General features: G+C 48.8%; 12 protein-coding genes. All 12 read left to right on the top strand.

Translation table 11 applies throughout. The features are described from left to right. The first annotated feature begins 210 nt into the window (after positions 1-210). The 12 genes from QFZ77_RS31625 (at position 211) to QFZ77_RS31570 (ending at position 17,120) form a co-directional block, all read left to right on the top strand. Positions 211-1,173, top strand: a complete 963-nt coding sequence (locus QFZ77_RS31625) for an ABC transporter permease (RefSeq protein WP_307446017.1) — start codon at positions 211-213, stop codon at positions 1,171-1,173. 11 nt (positions 1,174-1,184) lie between these two features. Further along, positions 1,185-2,078, top strand: a complete 894-nt coding sequence (locus QFZ77_RS31620; protein ID WP_307446015.1) for a carbohydrate ABC transporter permease — start codon at positions 1,185-1,187, stop codon at positions 2,076-2,078. A gap of 81 nt (positions 2,079-2,159) precedes the next feature. After that, positions 2,160-3,866 (top strand): ABC transporter substrate-binding protein, encoded by a 1,707-nt coding sequence (locus QFZ77_RS31615; protein WP_307446013.1) that lies wholly within the window; start codon positions 2,160-2,162, stop codon positions 3,864-3,866. Positions 3,867-4,295: 429 nt separating this feature from the next. Beyond that, positions 4,296-5,999, top strand: a complete 1,704-nt coding sequence (locus QFZ77_RS31610; protein WP_307446011.1) for a cellulase family glycosylhydrolase — start codon at positions 4,296-4,298, stop codon at positions 5,997-5,999. 181 nt (positions 6,000-6,180) lie between these two features. Further along, positions 6,181-7,884, top strand: a complete 1,704-nt coding sequence (locus tag QFZ77_RS31605; RefSeq protein WP_307446009.1) for a cellulase family glycosylhydrolase — start codon at positions 6,181-6,183, stop codon at positions 7,882-7,884. 47 nt (positions 7,885-7,931) lie between these two features. Further along, positions 7,932-10,034 (top strand): beta-galactosidase, encoded by a 2,103-nt coding sequence (locus QFZ77_RS31600; protein WP_307446007.1) that lies wholly within the window; start codon positions 7,932-7,934, stop codon positions 10,032-10,034. Positions 10,035-10,079: 45 nt separating this feature from the next. After that, the gene (locus tag QFZ77_RS31595) at positions 10,080-10,727 is read left to right on the top strand and encodes an SGNH/GDSL hydrolase family protein (protein ID WP_307446005.1); all 648 of its coding nucleotides are present in this window, start codon (positions 10,080-10,082) and stop codon (positions 10,725-10,727) included. 109 nt (positions 10,728-10,836) lie between these two features. Next, positions 10,837-12,366, top strand: coding sequence for a cellulase family glycosylhydrolase (locus tag QFZ77_RS31590; protein WP_307446002.1), 1,530 nt, complete (start codon positions 10,837-10,839; stop codon positions 12,364-12,366). Between the two features lie 282 nt (positions 12,367-12,648). Further along, positions 12,649-12,885, top strand: a complete 237-nt coding sequence (locus tag QFZ77_RS31585; RefSeq protein WP_307446000.1) for a hypothetical protein — start codon at positions 12,649-12,651, stop codon at positions 12,883-12,885. 394 nt (positions 12,886-13,279) lie between these two features. Continuing rightward, on the top strand, positions 13,280-14,095 hold the full coding sequence (locus tag QFZ77_RS31580) for an AraC family transcriptional regulator (RefSeq protein WP_307445998.1): 816 nt from the start codon (positions 13,280-13,282) through the stop codon (positions 14,093-14,095). 327 nt (positions 14,096-14,422) lie between these two features. Continuing rightward, positions 14,423-15,943 (top strand): glycoside hydrolase family 43 protein, encoded by a 1,521-nt coding sequence (locus QFZ77_RS31575; RefSeq protein ID WP_307445996.1) that lies wholly within the window; start codon positions 14,423-14,425, stop codon positions 15,941-15,943. A 211-nt stretch (positions 15,944-16,154) separates the two neighbouring features. After that, positions 16,155-17,120 (top strand): aminoglycoside phosphotransferase family protein, encoded by a 966-nt coding sequence (locus QFZ77_RS31570; RefSeq protein ID WP_307445995.1) that lies wholly within the window; start codon positions 16,155-16,157, stop codon positions 17,118-17,120. Positions 17,121-17,201 lie beyond the last annotated feature (81 nt).

Below are 17,201 nucleotides of genomic sequence, written 5' to 3'. Positions count from 1 at the left end.
AAGGCACTCCCTTCAAGATGTTTTCGCACGAATAGCCATAGATGTTCCGGAGGAGGGCCAGGGGCCTCCTTCTTTTTTTGAATGCATTGAAAACGCATATTTTAACATGATTTATTGTCGAATTTCTCGGGTTTTGGCGTCAGGCCGGGTGCGTTAAAATAAGTTCAAGAGAGAGAAGGAGAAGGAGAAGGAGAAGGAGGAGGAACCGGGATGCAACCGCTAACAACAAAAACTGTCATTACTCTTCCGGCGATAAAACGAAAGAAAAGCTTCATTCACACCATGTTGGAACAGAAATACTTGTATTTCATGTCATTGCCTTTCATCATCTGGTTGCTTATATTCAACTACGTTCCATTATGGGGCTGGTTGATGGCATTCCAGAACTATAAGCCTGGCAAGAATATTTTGCAACAGAAGTGGGTGGGATTGAGCAACTTCCACGAATTGTTCTCGGACGAACGGTTCTATCTGGTTTTGCGGAATACGCTTGCAATGAGTATTATGGGGCTTATTGTCGGATTTACCGTTCCTATTATCTTTGCACTGCTGATCAATGAATTGCGGGGGCAGTTGTTCAAGCGGACCATTCAGACGGTTTCGTATTTGCCCCACTTTGTTTCATGGGTGGTTGTCGCCGGTTTGGTCAGCAAGATGCTCTCCACCGACGGAGGTGCGGTGAACCAACTGCTGATGATGCTTCACATTACGGACCATCCGATCCAGTTCATGGCGAAGCCCACCTGGTTCTGGGGAATCGTCACATCGGCGGATATGTGGAAGGAAACCGGCTGGAATTCCATCATCTATCTTGCGGCCATGGCCGGGATTAGCCCGGAGTTGTACGAAGCGGCGACTGTGGACGGCGCGGGAAGATTCCGTCGGATGTGGTACATTACGCTGCCGGGAATCCGCCCCACCTTCATGGTACTGCTGATTCTGTCCATCGGCAACCTGATCAGCATCGGCTTCGAGAAGCAGTTCTTGCTTGGGAATCCGCTGGTCAATGATTACTCCGAGGTGCTTGATATTTACGCTTTGAAATACGGTATCCAGATGTCCCGTTATTCCTACGGCACCGCAATCGGGATGTTCAATTCCGTTGTCAGTATTTTCCTGGTGTTTACGGCCAATGCCATCTATAAAAAATTCACCAAAGAAACGATCATTTAGGAGGAATCACAGTGCAAGGGCTTGTGCAGAAAAAAACAGCCGACCGCTTATTCGACATCTCCCTGTATGTCATCCTGATCCTGATCGGGATTGCAACCTTATATCCGTTCATTAACGTGTTGGCCATTTCCTTCAACGATTCCGCGGATACCGTCAAAGGAAGCATCCACGTATGGCCGCGAGTGTTAACTATCCGGAATTACGAGACGATCTTTCAATATGAGGGACTGCTGACCGGATTTCGCAACTCGACCATCCGAACGGTCTTGGGTACGATGGTCGGCGTCTTGTCCGCCTCCATGGTCGCTTACGTCCTGAGCAAGACGGAGTTTCAGGCGAGGCGGTTGTTCACCGCCATCTTCGTGATGACCCTGTACATCTCCGGCGGCTTGATTCCCGGCTATATGCTGATTCGCGACTTGCACCTGCTAGGCACATTCTGGGTTTATATTATCCCTGGCATCTTGAGCGTATGGAACGTGCTCATCGTTCGCTCCTACATTAATGGTCTGCCTTATGCCTTGCTGGAATCCGCGAAGATGGACGGCGCGAACGACTGGACCATCTTCTGGAGAGTCATTCTTCCCTTGTGCCAGCCGGTGCTGGCTACCATCGCGCTGTTCATCGCTGTCAACCATTGGAACTCTTGGTTCGACACTTATCTGTATAACGGACAAAAGCCGGAGTATACGACCTTGCAATACGAGCTCCGCAAGGTTCTGCTCACGACGGACAACGGCGGCAATATCTACGACCCGAACAAGCAGCAGTCCTTGGCGGAAGTTTCGCCGGAATCGATCCAGATGGCCATCACCATGGTCGTCACCGCTCCGATCCTTTTGGTATATCCATTCCTGCAAAAGTACTTCGTGAAAGGCATAACGCTGGGAGCGGTCAAGAGTTAACTGACATCGGTAAGTCCAGGGAAACCTGTCCCATATAATCATTACCTCAATTATCAACGAATAAAAGGGAGGCAGTATTTCATGAAAGTCAACACAACGAAAGTGGCAAGCGTTCTGATGGTCGTCGCCTTGTTGGCGGCCACCGGCTGCAGCAAGCCGAATTCCGATGGTACAAGCAGTCCTGCGGCATCGTCCAAACCATCGGTATCCGAATCGTCCAAAGAAGCTCTTACCCCCATGACGATCCGTTTCGCTGCTGGCGACAACAATCCGCTCTGGGACGACATGCAGAGCGAAGTCGGCAAACTCATTACGCAAAAAACCGGCATCTCCGTCAAGGCGCAATTCCCGGTAGGCGGCAATGATGATATGTTTTCCCTGATGGTGGCAAGCAACGACTATCCGGATATGGTTGCGGCCAAGGGCAGTGCGGGCAAGCTGAAGGACGCCGACGCTTTGATCGATCTGGCGCCGCTCATTGACCAGTATGCGCCGAACCTCAAGAAGCTATATGGAGAATACATGAAGCGTCTGCGTTGGAGCAATGATGACCATGGCATTTATGTCCTGCCGACCGCTGGGGTAAACAACCAGTACTTCAAGGCAGGCGCCGGCTTCGAGCTGCAGCATGCCGTGGTGAAGGAGCTTGGCTATCCGCCAATCAAGACGGTGAAGGATTTCGAGAACGCGCTCAAAGCCTACAAAGACAAGTACCCGACCACAGCCGACGGCAAGCCGATCATCCCCTTGTCCCTGAACGCAGGGGAATGGCAAATTTTAATTACCACCACCAACCCCGCTGTTGCCACGACAGGCGCGCCGGATGAAGGTGAATTTTACATTGATCCGAAAACCTATGAGACGAAGTTCCACTACTTGCGTCCGGAGGAGAAGGAATACTTCCGATGGCTGAACCATATGAACGACATCGGCTTGCTTGACCCGGAGAGCTTCGTGCAGAAGTATGACCAGTACAAGGCGAAGGTTGCCAGCGGCCGCGTTCTGGGACTCATCGATGCGGATTGGGACTACGCCAATGAAGAAGCATTGCTGAAGAAAGAGGGCAAGTTTGATCAAACCTACGCCCACTTTCCGGTTACCTTGAATGAAACTTACAAGAGATATGACTTCCAAGATACCGGGTACTTGGCTGGTACCGGCATCTCGATCACAAAGAGCGCCAAAGACCCGGTTCGCATCATCAAGTTCCTGGATTTTCTGGCGTCTGATGAAGGGCAAGTGTTGGTCAACTGGGGGATTGAAGGCAAGCATTACAAGGTGGAGAACGGCAAGCGCGTCATCCTGGACGACATTCTGAAGATGAAGATCAATGACAACAAAAATTTCAAGAAAACTACCGGTATAGATATGTACCGAATGGGACCGAGCTACGGTGACGGCGTGAAGGACCCAACGGGTAACTATTACACCACTGTCTTCCCGGAACAAATCGAGAAGGAATACACCCAAGCGGACAAAGAGACATTGGCTGCTTACAAAATCAAGAACTTTAAGGATCTGTGGCCGTCCGAGAAGGAATTCCCGGTTAGACCGTGGGGCGCGGCATGGAACATCAACATGGAAAGCGGCTCCGAAGTGAACGTCCTCTTCCAGAAGTGCGAAGACATTATGAAGAAGCGCATTCCAGAAGCGATTTTGGCGAAGCCGGACCAATTCGATGCCGTATGGGACAACTTCATGAAGGATCTGGAAAAAGCCGGCGTTAACAAGCTGAATCAGGAATTCACCAAGCTGGTGAAAGACCGTGTGAAGCTTTGGAATGAGTAAAAGCTGACAAAGTCAAGCTGAAAGCCGACAGCGGCATTAAGTAACGTCGGCTTGTTGAACCGACCGATTGATAAGGGGCCGCCATGGAGGGCGGTCCCTTATCTCATATCGGCGCATTATTTTACAGGAAAGCATCCAAAATATTGAATTTCCACATGATTTTTAGATGATTTTATGAAGTATTATTACAAACGCCATATCGTTAAAATAAAAATGTCACCGCTTACATAAAGCGTTCAATGAGGAGGTGCATGAAAAACACAACATCGAAGTGCAGTCACAAGTGTCTCTGAGAATTGATTTCCTCAAAAGACAGCAGTGCCCATTATTCCAAGCAGAGGAGGATATTCAGGCGTGCATCAGTAAATACGCGGCAAGCAAAACATCTACAGAATCAATCCAAATATATGACACCAAAGGAGAATTTCTATGCGCACAAAAAGATCATATCTGTCGGTCGCAATGATCGTTGCCTTGCTGCTGACGTTGTTTTCACCCATCAGTTCGGCCGCTGCTTCCCCGAAAGAAACCAAAATGCAGTCTTATGTCAGCGCAATGCAGCCCGGATGGAACCTGGGCAATACATTTGATGCATTTGATACAACTGATCCGACGAAAAATGATGAGACGGCTTGGGGCAACCCGCGCGTAACCAAAGAATTCATTAAGGAAATTAGGAAGCAGGGCTTCAAAAGCATCCGTATTCCAATTACATGGAGCGGGCGGATGGAAGGCGCACCGGATTATACGATCAATCCGGCCTGGATGGACCGGGTTCAGCAAGTCGTCGACTGGTCGCTGGAAGAGGGACTGTATGTCATGATCAACATTCACCACGACTCATGGATGTGGGTCAGCAAGGCGCCGGCGAATCATGACGCCGTATTGGCTCAATATAATGCGATTTGGAAGCAAACCGCAGACCGATTCAAGAATCATTCCGATAAACTGATGTTCGAGAGCGTCAACGAACCGTTATTTGATAACGTTGATGTGGCTACGCAGCACACGTTTCTCGATGAGTTCAACACATCCTTCGTCCATATTGTAAGAGCGTCAGGAGGCAAAAATGACGTTCGTCCGCTAGTGCTGCCGACGTTATTTACGAATAACTCGCAAGAGCATGTGGATTCGCTTGCAAGCACGATTGCCAAGCTGAACGATACGAATTTGATCGCTACCGTTCATTTTTACGGCTTCTGGCCGTTCAGTGTAAACATTGCGGGCTACCCGAAGCTTGAAGCCGACACGATTAAGGATATCGATACAATGGCTAACAATGTATATAATACGTTCGTATCGAAAGGAATTCCCGTAGTCATAGGCGAATTTGGACTGCTCGGCTGGGATGCCGGAGAAGGTGTGCCCGAGCATGGCGAGATGTTGAAATTTTTGGAGTTTTTTACCGCTAAATCCATAGAGAACAAACTTACCCTGATGCTATGGGACAACGGAGGGCGTTTTGACCGCAATACGCTTCAGTGGAGAGATCCGGAGCTTTACAACCTGATCATGGCTAGCTTTAAAGGCCGCTCTTCCACTGGCGAATCCGATCTGATCTTTGTCAGGAAAGGTGCGCCGGCCCAAGACGCCGTAGTCCATGTGAACTTGAACGGCAATATTTTGACCGGTATCCGTGCCGGAGACAATAAGTTGAAAATAGGCAAAGATTATGAGTTGAACGGCGAAGAGCTGACCCTCAAAGCAAGTTTTATCGCCAAGCTGACTGAATCGGCCTCACTTGGCGAGGTAGCCGTATTGAAAGCCCAATTTAACAAGGGCGCCGATTGGACGTTCCATGTCTTGTACAATGACACGCCGGTGCTGCAAAACGTGGAAGGCAACACCGCAAATTTTGTGATTCCGACTGCCTTCAACGGCGATCGTCTAGCCACGATGGAAGCCGTGTACGCTGCAGGGGGCAATGCAGGTCCGCATAACTGGACTTCGTTCAAGGAGTTCGCCCGGACATTCAAACCTTCTTATGCTACAAATGAAATCGCTCTTACAGAAAGCTTCTTCAAAGAAGTGAATGATGGTACGGTGATTCTGAAGTTCCACTTCTGGAGCGGCGCCATCATCGAGTACACGATTACGAAGAACGGCACGAGCATTACGGGCACAGCTTCGTAGAACCGGAATTGATTGGGGAAAAAGGGAGTCCTGTCCAGCGCCTGCGCGCTGCGGCAGAGCTTACTTGACTATTATCAGCTTACGTCCAAAGGTGGCCGAATCACTGGCACACCCAAGTAACGTCCGCCAAGCAACACGTGTACAGTGGAAGCCTAAATTATGAAACCAAAGGAGAATTTCTATGCGCTCAAAAAGATCATATCTGTCGGTCGCAATGATCGTTGCCCTGCTGCTGGCGTTGTTTTCACCCGTCAGCTCGGCCGCTGCTTCCCCGAAAGAAACCAAAATGCAGTCTTATGTCAGCGCAATGCAGCCCGGATGGAACCTGGGCAATACATTTGATGCATTTAATACGACTGATCCAACAAAAAATGATGAGACGGCTTGGGGTAACCCGCGCGTAACCAAAGAATTCATTAAGGAAATTAAGAAGCAGGGCTTCAAAAGTATCCGTATTCCGATTACATGGAACGGGCGGATGGGCGACGCACCGGATTATAAGATCGATCCGGCCTGGATGGACCGAGTTCAGCAAGTCGTCGACTGGTCGCTGGAAGAGGGACTGTATGTCATGATCAATGTTCACCATGACGCTTGGATGTGGGCCAGAACGATGCCTACGAATCATGACGAAGTATTGGCCCGATATACCGCGGTATGGACGCAAATCGCCGACCGCTTCAAGAATCGTTCCAACAAACTGATGTTCGAAAGCATCAACGAACCGGAATTTTTAAACGTTGATATAACGACGCAGCTCGCATTTCTTGATGAGATCAACACAACCTTCGTCCATCTTGTAAGAGCGTCGGGAGGCGCAAATGCCGATCGTCCGCTTGTGCTGCCGACGTTATACTGCAATCACGAGAAAGTGCGTGTGGATTCGCTTGCAAGCACGATTGCCAAGCTGAACGATCCGAATTTGATCGTGACCGTTCATTTTTACGGCTTCTGGCCGTTCAGTGTGAATATTGCGGGCTACCCGAAGCTCGAGGCCGACACGATTAAGGATGTCGATACATTGATTGACAATGTATCTAATGCGTTCGTATCGAAAGGAATTCCCGTTATCGTAGGCGAATACGGACTGCTCGGCTGGGATGCCGGAGAAGGTGTGCCCGAGCATGGCGAGATGTTAAAGTTTATCGAGTATTTCACCTCTAAATCCGTAGAGAACAAATTTGCACTTATGCTGTGGGACAACGGCGGGCGTTTTGACCGCAGAACGCTTCAGTGGAACGATCCTGAGCTTTACAATCAGATCATGGCCAGCTTGAAGAGCCGTTCTTCCACTGGCGAATCCGATCTGATTTTTGTCAAGAAAGGTGCTCAGGAACAGGACGCCGTAGTCCATCTGAACTTGAACGGCAATGTTCTAACCAGCATCAAAAATGGAAAATACGAATTGGTCAATGGCGTGGACTATGAGCTGAATGGCGAAGTCCTGACTCTCAAAGCAAGTTATGTCGCCAAGCTGACCGCATCGGCTGAACCAGGCGAGGTTGCCGTATTGAAAGCTGGGTTCAACAAAGGCGCCGATTGGACTTTCCATGTTTTATACAATGACACGCCGGTGCTGCAAAATGTGGAAGGCACCACTTCAAATTTTGCGATTCCGACTGCCTTCAACGGCGACCGTCTTGCCACGATGGAGGCCACTTACGCTGCAGGGGGCAACGCCGGTCCGCATAACTGGACTTCGTTCAAGGAGTTCAACCGGACATTCAAACCATCTTATGCTACAAATGAAATCTCTCTTACACAGGGCTTCTTCAATGAAGTGAACGATGGAACGGTGATTCTGAAGTTTCACTTCTGGAGCGGCGCCATCATCGAGTACACGATTACGAAGAACGGCACGAGCATTACGGGCACAGCATCGTAGAGCAAGAATCGATCGTTTCGGGATAAAAGGAGTCCTGCCTTGCGCCCGTGCGCAGGGACAGGACTCTCTGCTGCCGAAATAAGGATTTGTGCGGAAATCGGGAAACAACGGTTTACAATGAAACATTGCTTAGCTTAGCAATCGGTGGAGGGCAGCTTATGATGAAAATGGGTGTAGATTATTATCCGGAGCACTGGGAGCGCGCCATGTGGGATCAGGATGCGGATCTGATGCGGCAGACGGGAGTCCGTCTGGTTCGGTTAGCCGAATTTGCATGGTCGCGTCTGGAGCCGGAGGAAGGGCGATACGATTTCGCATGGTTGGACGATGCGATAGAGGTTTTCCATCAACGCGGCATCGAGGTCGTGATCGGAACTCCGACCAACACGCCGCCGAATTGGCTGGTGGAGCGGTACCCGGACGTGCTTCCGGTTGATGCCTTGCTGCATCCGCGATATCCCGGTGTGCGCGGACATCGTTGCTACAACAGTCCCTCCATGCGCCTTTACTCGGAGAAAATCGTGGATAAGCTTGCCTCGCATTATTCGAAGCATCCGGCTGTAACCGGATGGCAGATTGATAACGAATTTGCTCTGAACGAGTGTCATTGCGACAATTGCAGCGAGCGGTTCCGAGAATGGCTGTCGGACAAGTACGGATCTTTGGAGGATCTGAACCGCGCATGGGGCACCGTCGTCTGGAGCGGGGAGTACAGCAGTTGGCCGCAAATCAAGCCCCCGCTGGGCGGTACCTCCTTCAAAAACCCGTCTTATTTACTGGACTGGAAAAGGTTCGAAACGGATTCTGTCGTCGATTTTCAACAACTGCAAGTGAATCTTCTGAGGAAGCTGTGTCCGGATCATTTCGTGACCCATAATATTTGGAGCTACCCGATGTCCCTCGACTATTACAAACTGTGCGACTCGCTGGACTTTGCCTCCCTTGACTATTATCCGAACACAAGTCCGGAAAAGTCGGATACGAGCGGATACGGCGGGGCGTTGACGCTGGACTTAACCCGGGGGATTAAGAGGGGGAACTTCTGGATCATGGAAACGATCAGCGGCCCGCCAGGCTGTTGGTTCCCGATGTGGCGAACGCCGCAGCCGGGGTTTATACGTGCGTTCGCCTGGCAGTGCATATCGCGCGGTGCCGATGCCCTCGTGCATTTCCGGTGGAGAAGCGCTTCCGTAGGCGCCGAGCAATTCTGGCATGGCTTGATCGACCATAGCAACATTCCGGGCCGCCGGTTCGAGGAGTATAGCAAGCTGTGCGGGGAAGTGAACCGTCTCTCTCCGCTGCTGACCGGATCGGAGGTGCATGGCGAAGCGGCCATTCTCCATTCGCACGATCAATACAATGCGCTTCAGATTCAGCCGCAGGCGGAGGGAATGGATTATTTCGACAATCTGAAGCTGTATCACCGCGCATTGACGAAGCTGGGCGTTCAGACCGATGTGGTGAATACGACAGCCGATTTAAGCGAATATCGGCTAATTGTCGCCCCATCTCTCTATTTGTTGGATGACAGCGTGGCAGGCCATCTCGAGGATTGTGTCCGGAACGGGGCTACCTTGATTGTAACGAATCGCACTGGCGTTAAAAACATGAACAATGTTTGCCGGATGGAGCCGCTGCCCGGTCCGCTGGCTGAAGCGGCCGGAGTGTATGTGTCGGAATACGACCCGATAGGCAAAGACGTCCACACCATTCGGTCGAAGAATGGGAAGACCTACACATGCATGCAATGGTGCGATATTTTGGAGCTTTCCGACGCGGAACCGATCGCTTGGTACGAAGACGATTTCTTCGCCGGCAAACCGGCCGCTGCGGTTCATTCTCTTGGAAGCGGCAAGGTGTATTATTTGGGGACGGTTGCCGAGGAGAGCTTTTATTTGGACTTTTTCCGGGAGGCCGCTGCAGAAGCGGGTGCGAGCCTGTTCCCCGATCTGCCGGAGGGCGTTCAAATTTCGGTTCGCAAGAAGAGAGAGAAGCGATATTTGTTCCTATTGAATCTTTCGCGGAAGCGGCAAACTGTAACGCTAAGTCAAGCTTATCCAAGTATTCTCAGCGAGAGACGGATCGGACCGGAGCTTGACATGGAGCCATACGCCGTAGAGATTGTAGAGCTTGCCGAAACCAGCTGCTAGGTCAGGGAAATAGAACCTTATCCGAGAATGAAGGGAAAATCAATCATGAATCCAACACGACAAACGATTCTGTTTCAAGGCGATTCCATAACCGATGGCAACCGGGACAGCAACGAGGATCCCAATCACATTTTGGGACACGGCTACGCTTTTATCATTGCTAGCAAGCTCGGCTTCGAATTGGCCCGCAACCAACCGCATTTCATCAACCGGGGTGTCAGCGGAAACCGGGTTTCGGATTTATACGCCCGCTGGGACGATGATGCGATCAGCTTAAAGCCGGATCTGATCAGCATCCTGATCGGCGTCAACGACGCCTGGCGGATCCTTTCGGGTTGTTCAGGCGACCGTTTCGAAAGAGCGTACAGGCATTTGCTGGCGGAAACGAAGGAGATGTTGCCTTCCGCAGGATTAGTGCTGTGCGAGCCGTTTATATTGAAAGTCGGGTGTACGGAGGAAAAATGGGAGGAGTGGCGAAAACGGATCGATGACTACGGCCGTATCGTTCGTCAGTTGGCCGAGGAATACGATGCGGTATTCGTTCCATTACAAGAGGCGTTCGACAAGGCTTCGTCCGGCAAGGATGCCGCCTATTGGATATGGGACGGCGTTCACCCAACGGCTGTCGGCCATGAACTCATTGCCCGCGAATGGCTATCCATCGTTCAGAACAGCCCGTTTGCCATTCGCTGAAAGTGTACCTTAATGGAACGGAGGTGATGAACAAGGTTGTTACCGGTTGGGAGTTTTTTGGTTGAACTCGTTTAAAATGAACCAAAAATAAGAGACGGAGGTGTTATTTATGTCGTCAAAAGTAAAGTCTTTCAGGATCTTTTTGTTAGCCATGGTATTGGTGTTTACAACTGTCATTTCCGGTCGGATTCCGTCAGCATCTGCAGAAACAGCCGATTTCACGCAATTGAATGCTTCGCAAATTGTTTTTGAAATGGGGGCGGGCTGGAATCTGGGAAACCAGCTTGAGCTCAGTTCCAACGGTACACCCAGCGAAAGCACTCCTAATGTCACGCAGGCGTTCATTCAAAGGGTAAAAGCAGCAGGATTTAAAACAATCCGTATCCCTGTTTCGTATTTGAATAAGATAGGGAGTGCACCGAATTATACGATTGATTCTGCATGGCTGAACAGAGTGAAAACAGTCGTGGACTATGCCTACAACGAAGGCTTGTATGTCATTACTAACATTCATGGAGACGGGTACAATTCAGTCCCCGGTTCTTGGCTGCTAGTCAATTCAAACGATCAAACAACGATCAGGGCCAAATATCAAAAAGTCTGGCAGCAGATTGCTAATACGTTTGTCAATTATGATGAGCATTTGATCTTTGAATCCATGAACGAAGAATTTGATGGGACGTGGGAAACGCCTAACACCACATACTATTCAAATCTTAATGCTTATAATCAAATCTTTGTAGATACCGTAAGACAAACCGGAGGAAACAATAGCGCAAGATGGCTTCTGATTCCCGGCTGGAATACCAGCATTGATTATACAGTAGGCAATTATGGCTTTGCGCTTCCTACAGACAATTACAGATCAACTGCGATTCCGAGTTCTGAAAAAAGAATCATGATATCCGTTCATTATTACTCGCCTTGGGACTTCTGCGGTGAGGAATCCGGTACCATAACCCAATGGGGAGCAACAGCTACCAACACGTCGAAAAAATCCACTTGGGGACAGGAAGATTATTTGGATTCGCAACTGAAGTCTACGTATGATAAATTCGTAACCCAAGGATATCCTGTGGTCGTCGGTGAATTCGGTTCCATAGATAAAATGGCCTATGATTCAACGAATAATACGTATCGTGCGGCATTTGCAAAAGCGGTAAGCGCAACAGCCAGGAAATACGGTTCGGTACCGATTATTTGGGATAATGGATGGAATGGAAATTATGGTTTTGGATTGTTTAACAGGTCTACCTATACGATCACACAGCAAGGAATTATTGATGCGATCATGAGTGTCATGAAAACTTCTAAAATGAAGAACGTGACCACAGGTTTGTATATTGACGGCATGGGCCGTACCGCAGATGGTTCAAATGCAGGCCAATGGAGTACCAGCGCCAGTAGCAACCAGCAATGGGTGATGGAATTCTACGGAAGCTATTACAAAATAAAAAATGTTGCAACAGGTTTGTATCTTGACGGTATGTACCGTACCGCTAACGGCTCCATTTGCGGGCAGTGGAGCAGCAGCGACAGCTACAACCAGCGATGGAATTTGGAAGCATACGGAGGCAATTACAGGATCAAGAATGCTTCAACCGGTCTTTATTTTGGATGGCGGCGGCAATACGGCTAACGGCTCCGACTTGAAGCAGTGGAGCAGCGATGCCAGTACCAACCTGCAGTGGCAGTTTGTGAATCCCTGAAAAACGGGAGGAACGGAAGAGCAGCGACTGTGAAGTCCTGCTCTTTATCTCTTTAAAGGGGGTGATTAAACATGTCTACCAGAGCGATGAAGATATGGAATGGTGGCGGGATTCCAAGATTGGATTTTTATTCCATTGAGGGATATTGAAGCTTGACGCTTTGTTAGAGGCTTGCGGGACTGGCTGTAAAATGTTAGAAGCGCATTATCTACATGGGCAGACCGCTCCGAATCGAGGCGGCTTACATCGCTGACGGCGGGAAATTGCCCGACGGAAGCATCCCGGTAATGTTCGATTCGTCTATGTCCAGGATGGTTTTACCGGGAGAAACGTTCTGGAGCGATGCCGCCGAGATCACAATCCGGAAGAGCATTATCTGGTATTTTCGTGGACGATCACGACACTCGCTGCGGGCGACAGCTTCCCCAATAATATGGATGCGACATTAGTGCCTGCCTACGATGCGCCCGGGCATGCCGCCGGCCAAACGTCATCCGTCCGAATATCCGCAAACATGGTGCTGCCGGATTTCATAGGCTGCGAACGCGAGGGAGCAAGGCGCTTTGCGGAGCGAGTGATGTACCTCAGTTGTAATATCTAATTATTCTATGAAAAATTCACGAATTTCGTAGGTATCTCAGATCTTCATTTTTTTATATAAATAATGATGAATACGCTTTTACATCTGACCCACAACAAGGAGAGAAATCCAAATGCTGTATATGAATCTGGTGAAATGTAAGCGTTATCAATTGTCTTAGGGAATTAACAATAAAGAAAAAATTTATGGGAGTCAGCATGTTGTGTAGCAGATAGAGTGAAGTTCATAAAGGGGGGGGCCATTTGATTTCACAAGACTTATTCTCAAAGATAGCTCAAACAAATTTGTCACTTCCATTTCGACTAAGCGCAGCAGGCTATATTCGCAACCCAGTTGGTTATTTTACTGAGGAGAGTAGTCATTGTGAGATTATATTCTGTTTAAGGGGGAAAGGACTATTTCGAATAAATAGCCAGCCTGAATTTGTAATTCAAGCTAATCAGTTGGTCATTATTACGCCTAGTATAAGTTTTGAATATAAGTCATTAGATGAAAAGTGGGAGATTGCGACAGTACGATTTGATTGTAACCTTATGCTCCTATTGCAATTTCGATTAAAAATGAACAGGCCAGTAATTGTGAATTCTTCAGATAGAATATTAGAGTTGATAGATGCGCTATGTATGTCAGAAGATTACAGAGACAGATCGTTAAAGACTTCTGAGATCATTTATTCTTTGTTAGTAGAAGCTAAACTTCAAACCATAGGATTACACGTATTTACGATTAATCCAAATTTAACAATTCAGAAAGTAGTGAATTTTATCTACGATCATTACTCAAGTAAACTTAAGGTAGACGAGATTTCTCGAATGGTTGGTTATACATCGCAGCACTTAAATAAATTATTTAAGAACGAACTGGGTCACTCTATTTATCAATATATTTTGAAAGTTCAATTAGAACAGGCGGCATGTTTGCTTGAAACCGAAGAAATGACTGTTGAGCAGGTGGCAGAAAATATTGGTATGGAGTCTAGATCATTTTATCGGTTGTTCCAAAGGCGATACAAGGTTTCACCCGGACAATTCAGAAGGGAAATGAGAAAATCGATGTAGATTCTGACGCAATGATGATGCTAACACTATTATTTTCTGGAGTTTTAAGTATTTGGCATACAGCGATTATCTTTTATGATGCTTGCTCTCAGAGTGAAAGTAAACCATATCCGCAAACAGTCTGGTGCTGCCGGATTTCATAGGCTGCGAACGCGAGGGAGTAAGGTGCTTTGCGGAGCGAGTGATGTAGATGTTACCTCAGTTGTAATATCTAATTATTCTATGAAAAATTCACAAATTTCGTAGGTATCTCAAAACTTCATTTTTTTATATAAATAATGATGAATATGCTTTTACATCAGACCCACAACAAGGAGAGAAATCCAAATGCAGTATACGAATCCGGTTATTCCCGGCTTTTATCCCGATCCGAGCATCTGCCGGAACGGGGATGATTATTACCTGGTGACAAGCTCTTTTGCATATTTTCCCGGAGTCCCCCTATTTCACAGCAAGGATCTTGTCAATTGGCGCCAGATCGGACATTGCCTCACAACCGAGCAGCAGTTGCCATTGGGAAACACTTGGCTCTCGGGAGGAATCTACGCCCCAACGATCCGCCATCACGACGGCTGGTTCTATATGGTAACGACGAATGTGAGCGGGGTCGGCAATTTTTTTGTTCGAAGCAGGCAGCCGGACGGTCATTGGTCCGATCAAATACCTGTCGCGCAGAAGGGCATCGATCCTTCTCTATTATTCGATGAAGACGGCAGTGTATACTTTCAATCCACTTGCGACGGCAATGAAGGTTATGGCATTTATCAATGCGAGATTGACATATTGACCGGAAGCATGCTGACTGAGAGCCGTCTGATCTGGAGGGGAACGGGCGGAGCGTACCCGGAAGCTCCCCATCTTTACAAGATCAACGGATTTTACTATTTGCTGATCGCCGAAGGCGGAACTGAATACGGCCATATGGCGACGATAGCGAGAAGCAGCGCCCCCTATGGACCGTATGAAGCGTGTCCCCATAATCCGATTTTGTCTCATAGAAGCTTGAAGACCAGCATACACGCAACCGGGCATGCGGATCTGGTACAGGCGCATGACGGCAGCTGGTGGGCGGTTTTCTTGGGAATCAGGCCTGTTTCTTATCCGATGCGGCATCATCTGGGCAGAGAGACTTTTTTGGCGCCCGTGTCATGGACGGATGACGGCTGGCCGATCATCGGTAACGGCGGGCGTATCGAGTCCGTTATGGAGGCTCCTCAGCTGCAGGAAGTCCGGTGGCCGCATAAGGCAATCAGAGATGATTTTGATGAAACAACGCTAGGCTTTGACTGGGTGTTTCTGCGGAATCCGACTCCGGAAAGCTGGTCGCTCCACGAAAGTCCGGGAAATTTGGTGCTGCGTGGGAATATGGTGTCGCTCGACGATGCCGGCGCCCCCGCCTTTGTGGGCCGGCGTCTGCGCCATTTGTCATGCAACATAGCCGCTCTACTAGATTTCGAACCGAAAAGCGAAGGTGAGGAAGCCGGACTTACCGTATTTATGAACGAAAAGTATCATTATGATCTTGCCGTAAAGTTCAAGGAAGGACGCAAGTTGATCGTATTACGGCGGACCGTGGGATCATTGAGAACGGAGCATACGCACGAATGCGCAGCGGGCCCGGTCGTGCTAAAGATTGAGGCTAGGCCGGAATGGTTTGTTTTCTCCATTCAGCCAAATCAATCCGATGTCCTTGAGTTGGGCTCGGGAGAAACGCATCTGCTCTCAACTGAGGTAGCAGGCGGCTTTACGGGAGTAGTCATTGCGATGTATGCCGTTTGCGAAACAGGACAGAGTACGCCGGCACTTTTTGATTGGTTTGATTATAAGCCGGTGATTCATATCGAATAGGTCTGTTTGGGTGGAAATATGGAGGATTTAGCCCAAGAGTCGGCTTGGGAGCGTCCTTTCCTATTCTTAGATTATGCAGGAAAAGGGGCTTCTCTTGCATAGGGTCATTCTCGTGGATGTTGAAAAACTATCAAGGAATGTAAGTGAAGTGATGGTCGATTTGAAACATTAAGGAATGATTTTAGATTTATGAAAGGGTTGGACAAATAATATGGAAAGTAATATTAAACCCAAGCTGATAGACAGTGATATGGAACGAATAATTCACCAAGCCTTCGGATGCCGGGTCGTTGAAACGAAAGAATTAACGGATGGGTGGGCAAACAGCGCATACGCGATCATCACAAGCGACGACCGCGACGTTATCCTAAAAGTGGCGCCGTTCAAGGGAACAAAAATGATGCGCTATGAGGCAAACTTGATGCGCACGGAAGTTGAGGCGCTACGCTTGTTTGACAACAGCGGAACGCTGCCTGTACCCAAGGTGCTCGCACACGACGATACATGCACCTTGATTAATGCGGAGTATTTTATTATGGAGCGACTTTCGGGGGTTCCTTACAACAAAATCAAAGAGACGCTTTCCCAGGAAGAGAAGGACGCGATCGAATTCGAGCTTGGCGTCTATAGTCGCATGATCAATGAAGTGCAAGGGGAGAAATTCGGATATTTCCTGCAGCAAGAATCGTGGAATGACTCATGGGCGGAAGCTTTTCAACAGATGATCCGGGGCGTGCTGGCTGATGCCAGAGATGCTGGGGTCGAGCTGCCTGCGGGCGATGCGGTTATCGAATCGGAAATTGAACGGCATCTGGATGCTTTGCACGAAGTCGTACAGCCCCGTCTCGTGCATTGGGATTTATGGGATGGAAATGTGTTTGTCGAGAATGGGGAAATAACAGGGCTGATCGATTTCGAAAGAGCGCTTTGGGGCGACCCGCTGATGGAGGTTTATTTCGGCCGCTTCAACCGATCCGTTGGGTTCTCAAGGGGCTATGGGCTGGCCGTCGCAACCCAAAATCAGCAACGGCGCAGAGTGATGTACGATTTTTATCTGGATCTGATCTTATGGATTGAATGTACCTTCCGGCAATATGAAAACAAAGACCACTGGAATTGGGCCCGCAACAATCTTGCGGAAGGCTGGGAACGTCTCCTTGGGATCGGTCGCGATTAAAGGCCCGAGCAATTGGGCCATTTCCATGCCACGGCAACCACGGCAGATTGAGCTAAGATGATTTCTAAATACCTTAAAATG

This window comes from Paenibacillus sp. V4I3 (assembly GCF_030817215.1).
GTDB lineage: Bacteria > Bacillota > Bacilli > Paenibacillales > NBRC-103111 > Paenibacillus_E.
The sequence above is the reverse complement of the archived record's forward strand: the minus strand, read 5'-3'. Positions and strand labels throughout refer to the sequence as shown.

Excerpts from the sequence above, each read along its gene's own strand:
- QFZ77_RS31575 (WP_307445996.1), top strand. The coding sequence starts at position 14,423 with ATGCAGTATACGAATCCGGTTATTCCCGGCTTTTATCCCGATCCGAGC.
- QFZ77_RS31595 (WP_307446005.1), top strand. The coding sequence starts at position 10,080 with ATGAATCCAACACGACAAACGATTCTGTTTCAAGGCGATTCCATAACC.
- QFZ77_RS31590 (WP_307446002.1), top strand. The coding sequence starts at position 10,837 with ATGTCGTCAAAAGTAAAGTCTTTCAGGATCTTTTTGTTAGCCATGGTA.
- QFZ77_RS31615 (WP_307446013.1), top strand. The coding sequence starts at position 2,160 with ATGAAAGTCAACACAACGAAAGTGGCAAGCGTTCTGATGGTCGTCGCC.
- QFZ77_RS31610 (WP_307446011.1), top strand. The coding sequence starts at position 4,296 with ATGCGCACAAAAAGATCATATCTGTCGGTCGCAATGATCGTTGCCTTG.
- QFZ77_RS31585 (WP_307446000.1), top strand. The coding sequence starts at position 12,649 with ATGGGCAGACCGCTCCGAATCGAGGCGGCTTACATCGCTGACGGCGGG.
- QFZ77_RS31605 (WP_307446009.1), top strand. The coding sequence starts at position 6,181 with ATGCGCTCAAAAAGATCATATCTGTCGGTCGCAATGATCGTTGCCCTG.
- QFZ77_RS31570 (WP_307445995.1), top strand. The coding sequence starts at position 16,155 with ATGGAAAGTAATATTAAACCCAAGCTGATAGACAGTGATATGGAACGA.
- QFZ77_RS31625 (WP_307446017.1), top strand. The coding sequence starts at position 211 with ATGCAACCGCTAACAACAAAAACTGTCATTACTCTTCCGGCGATAAAA.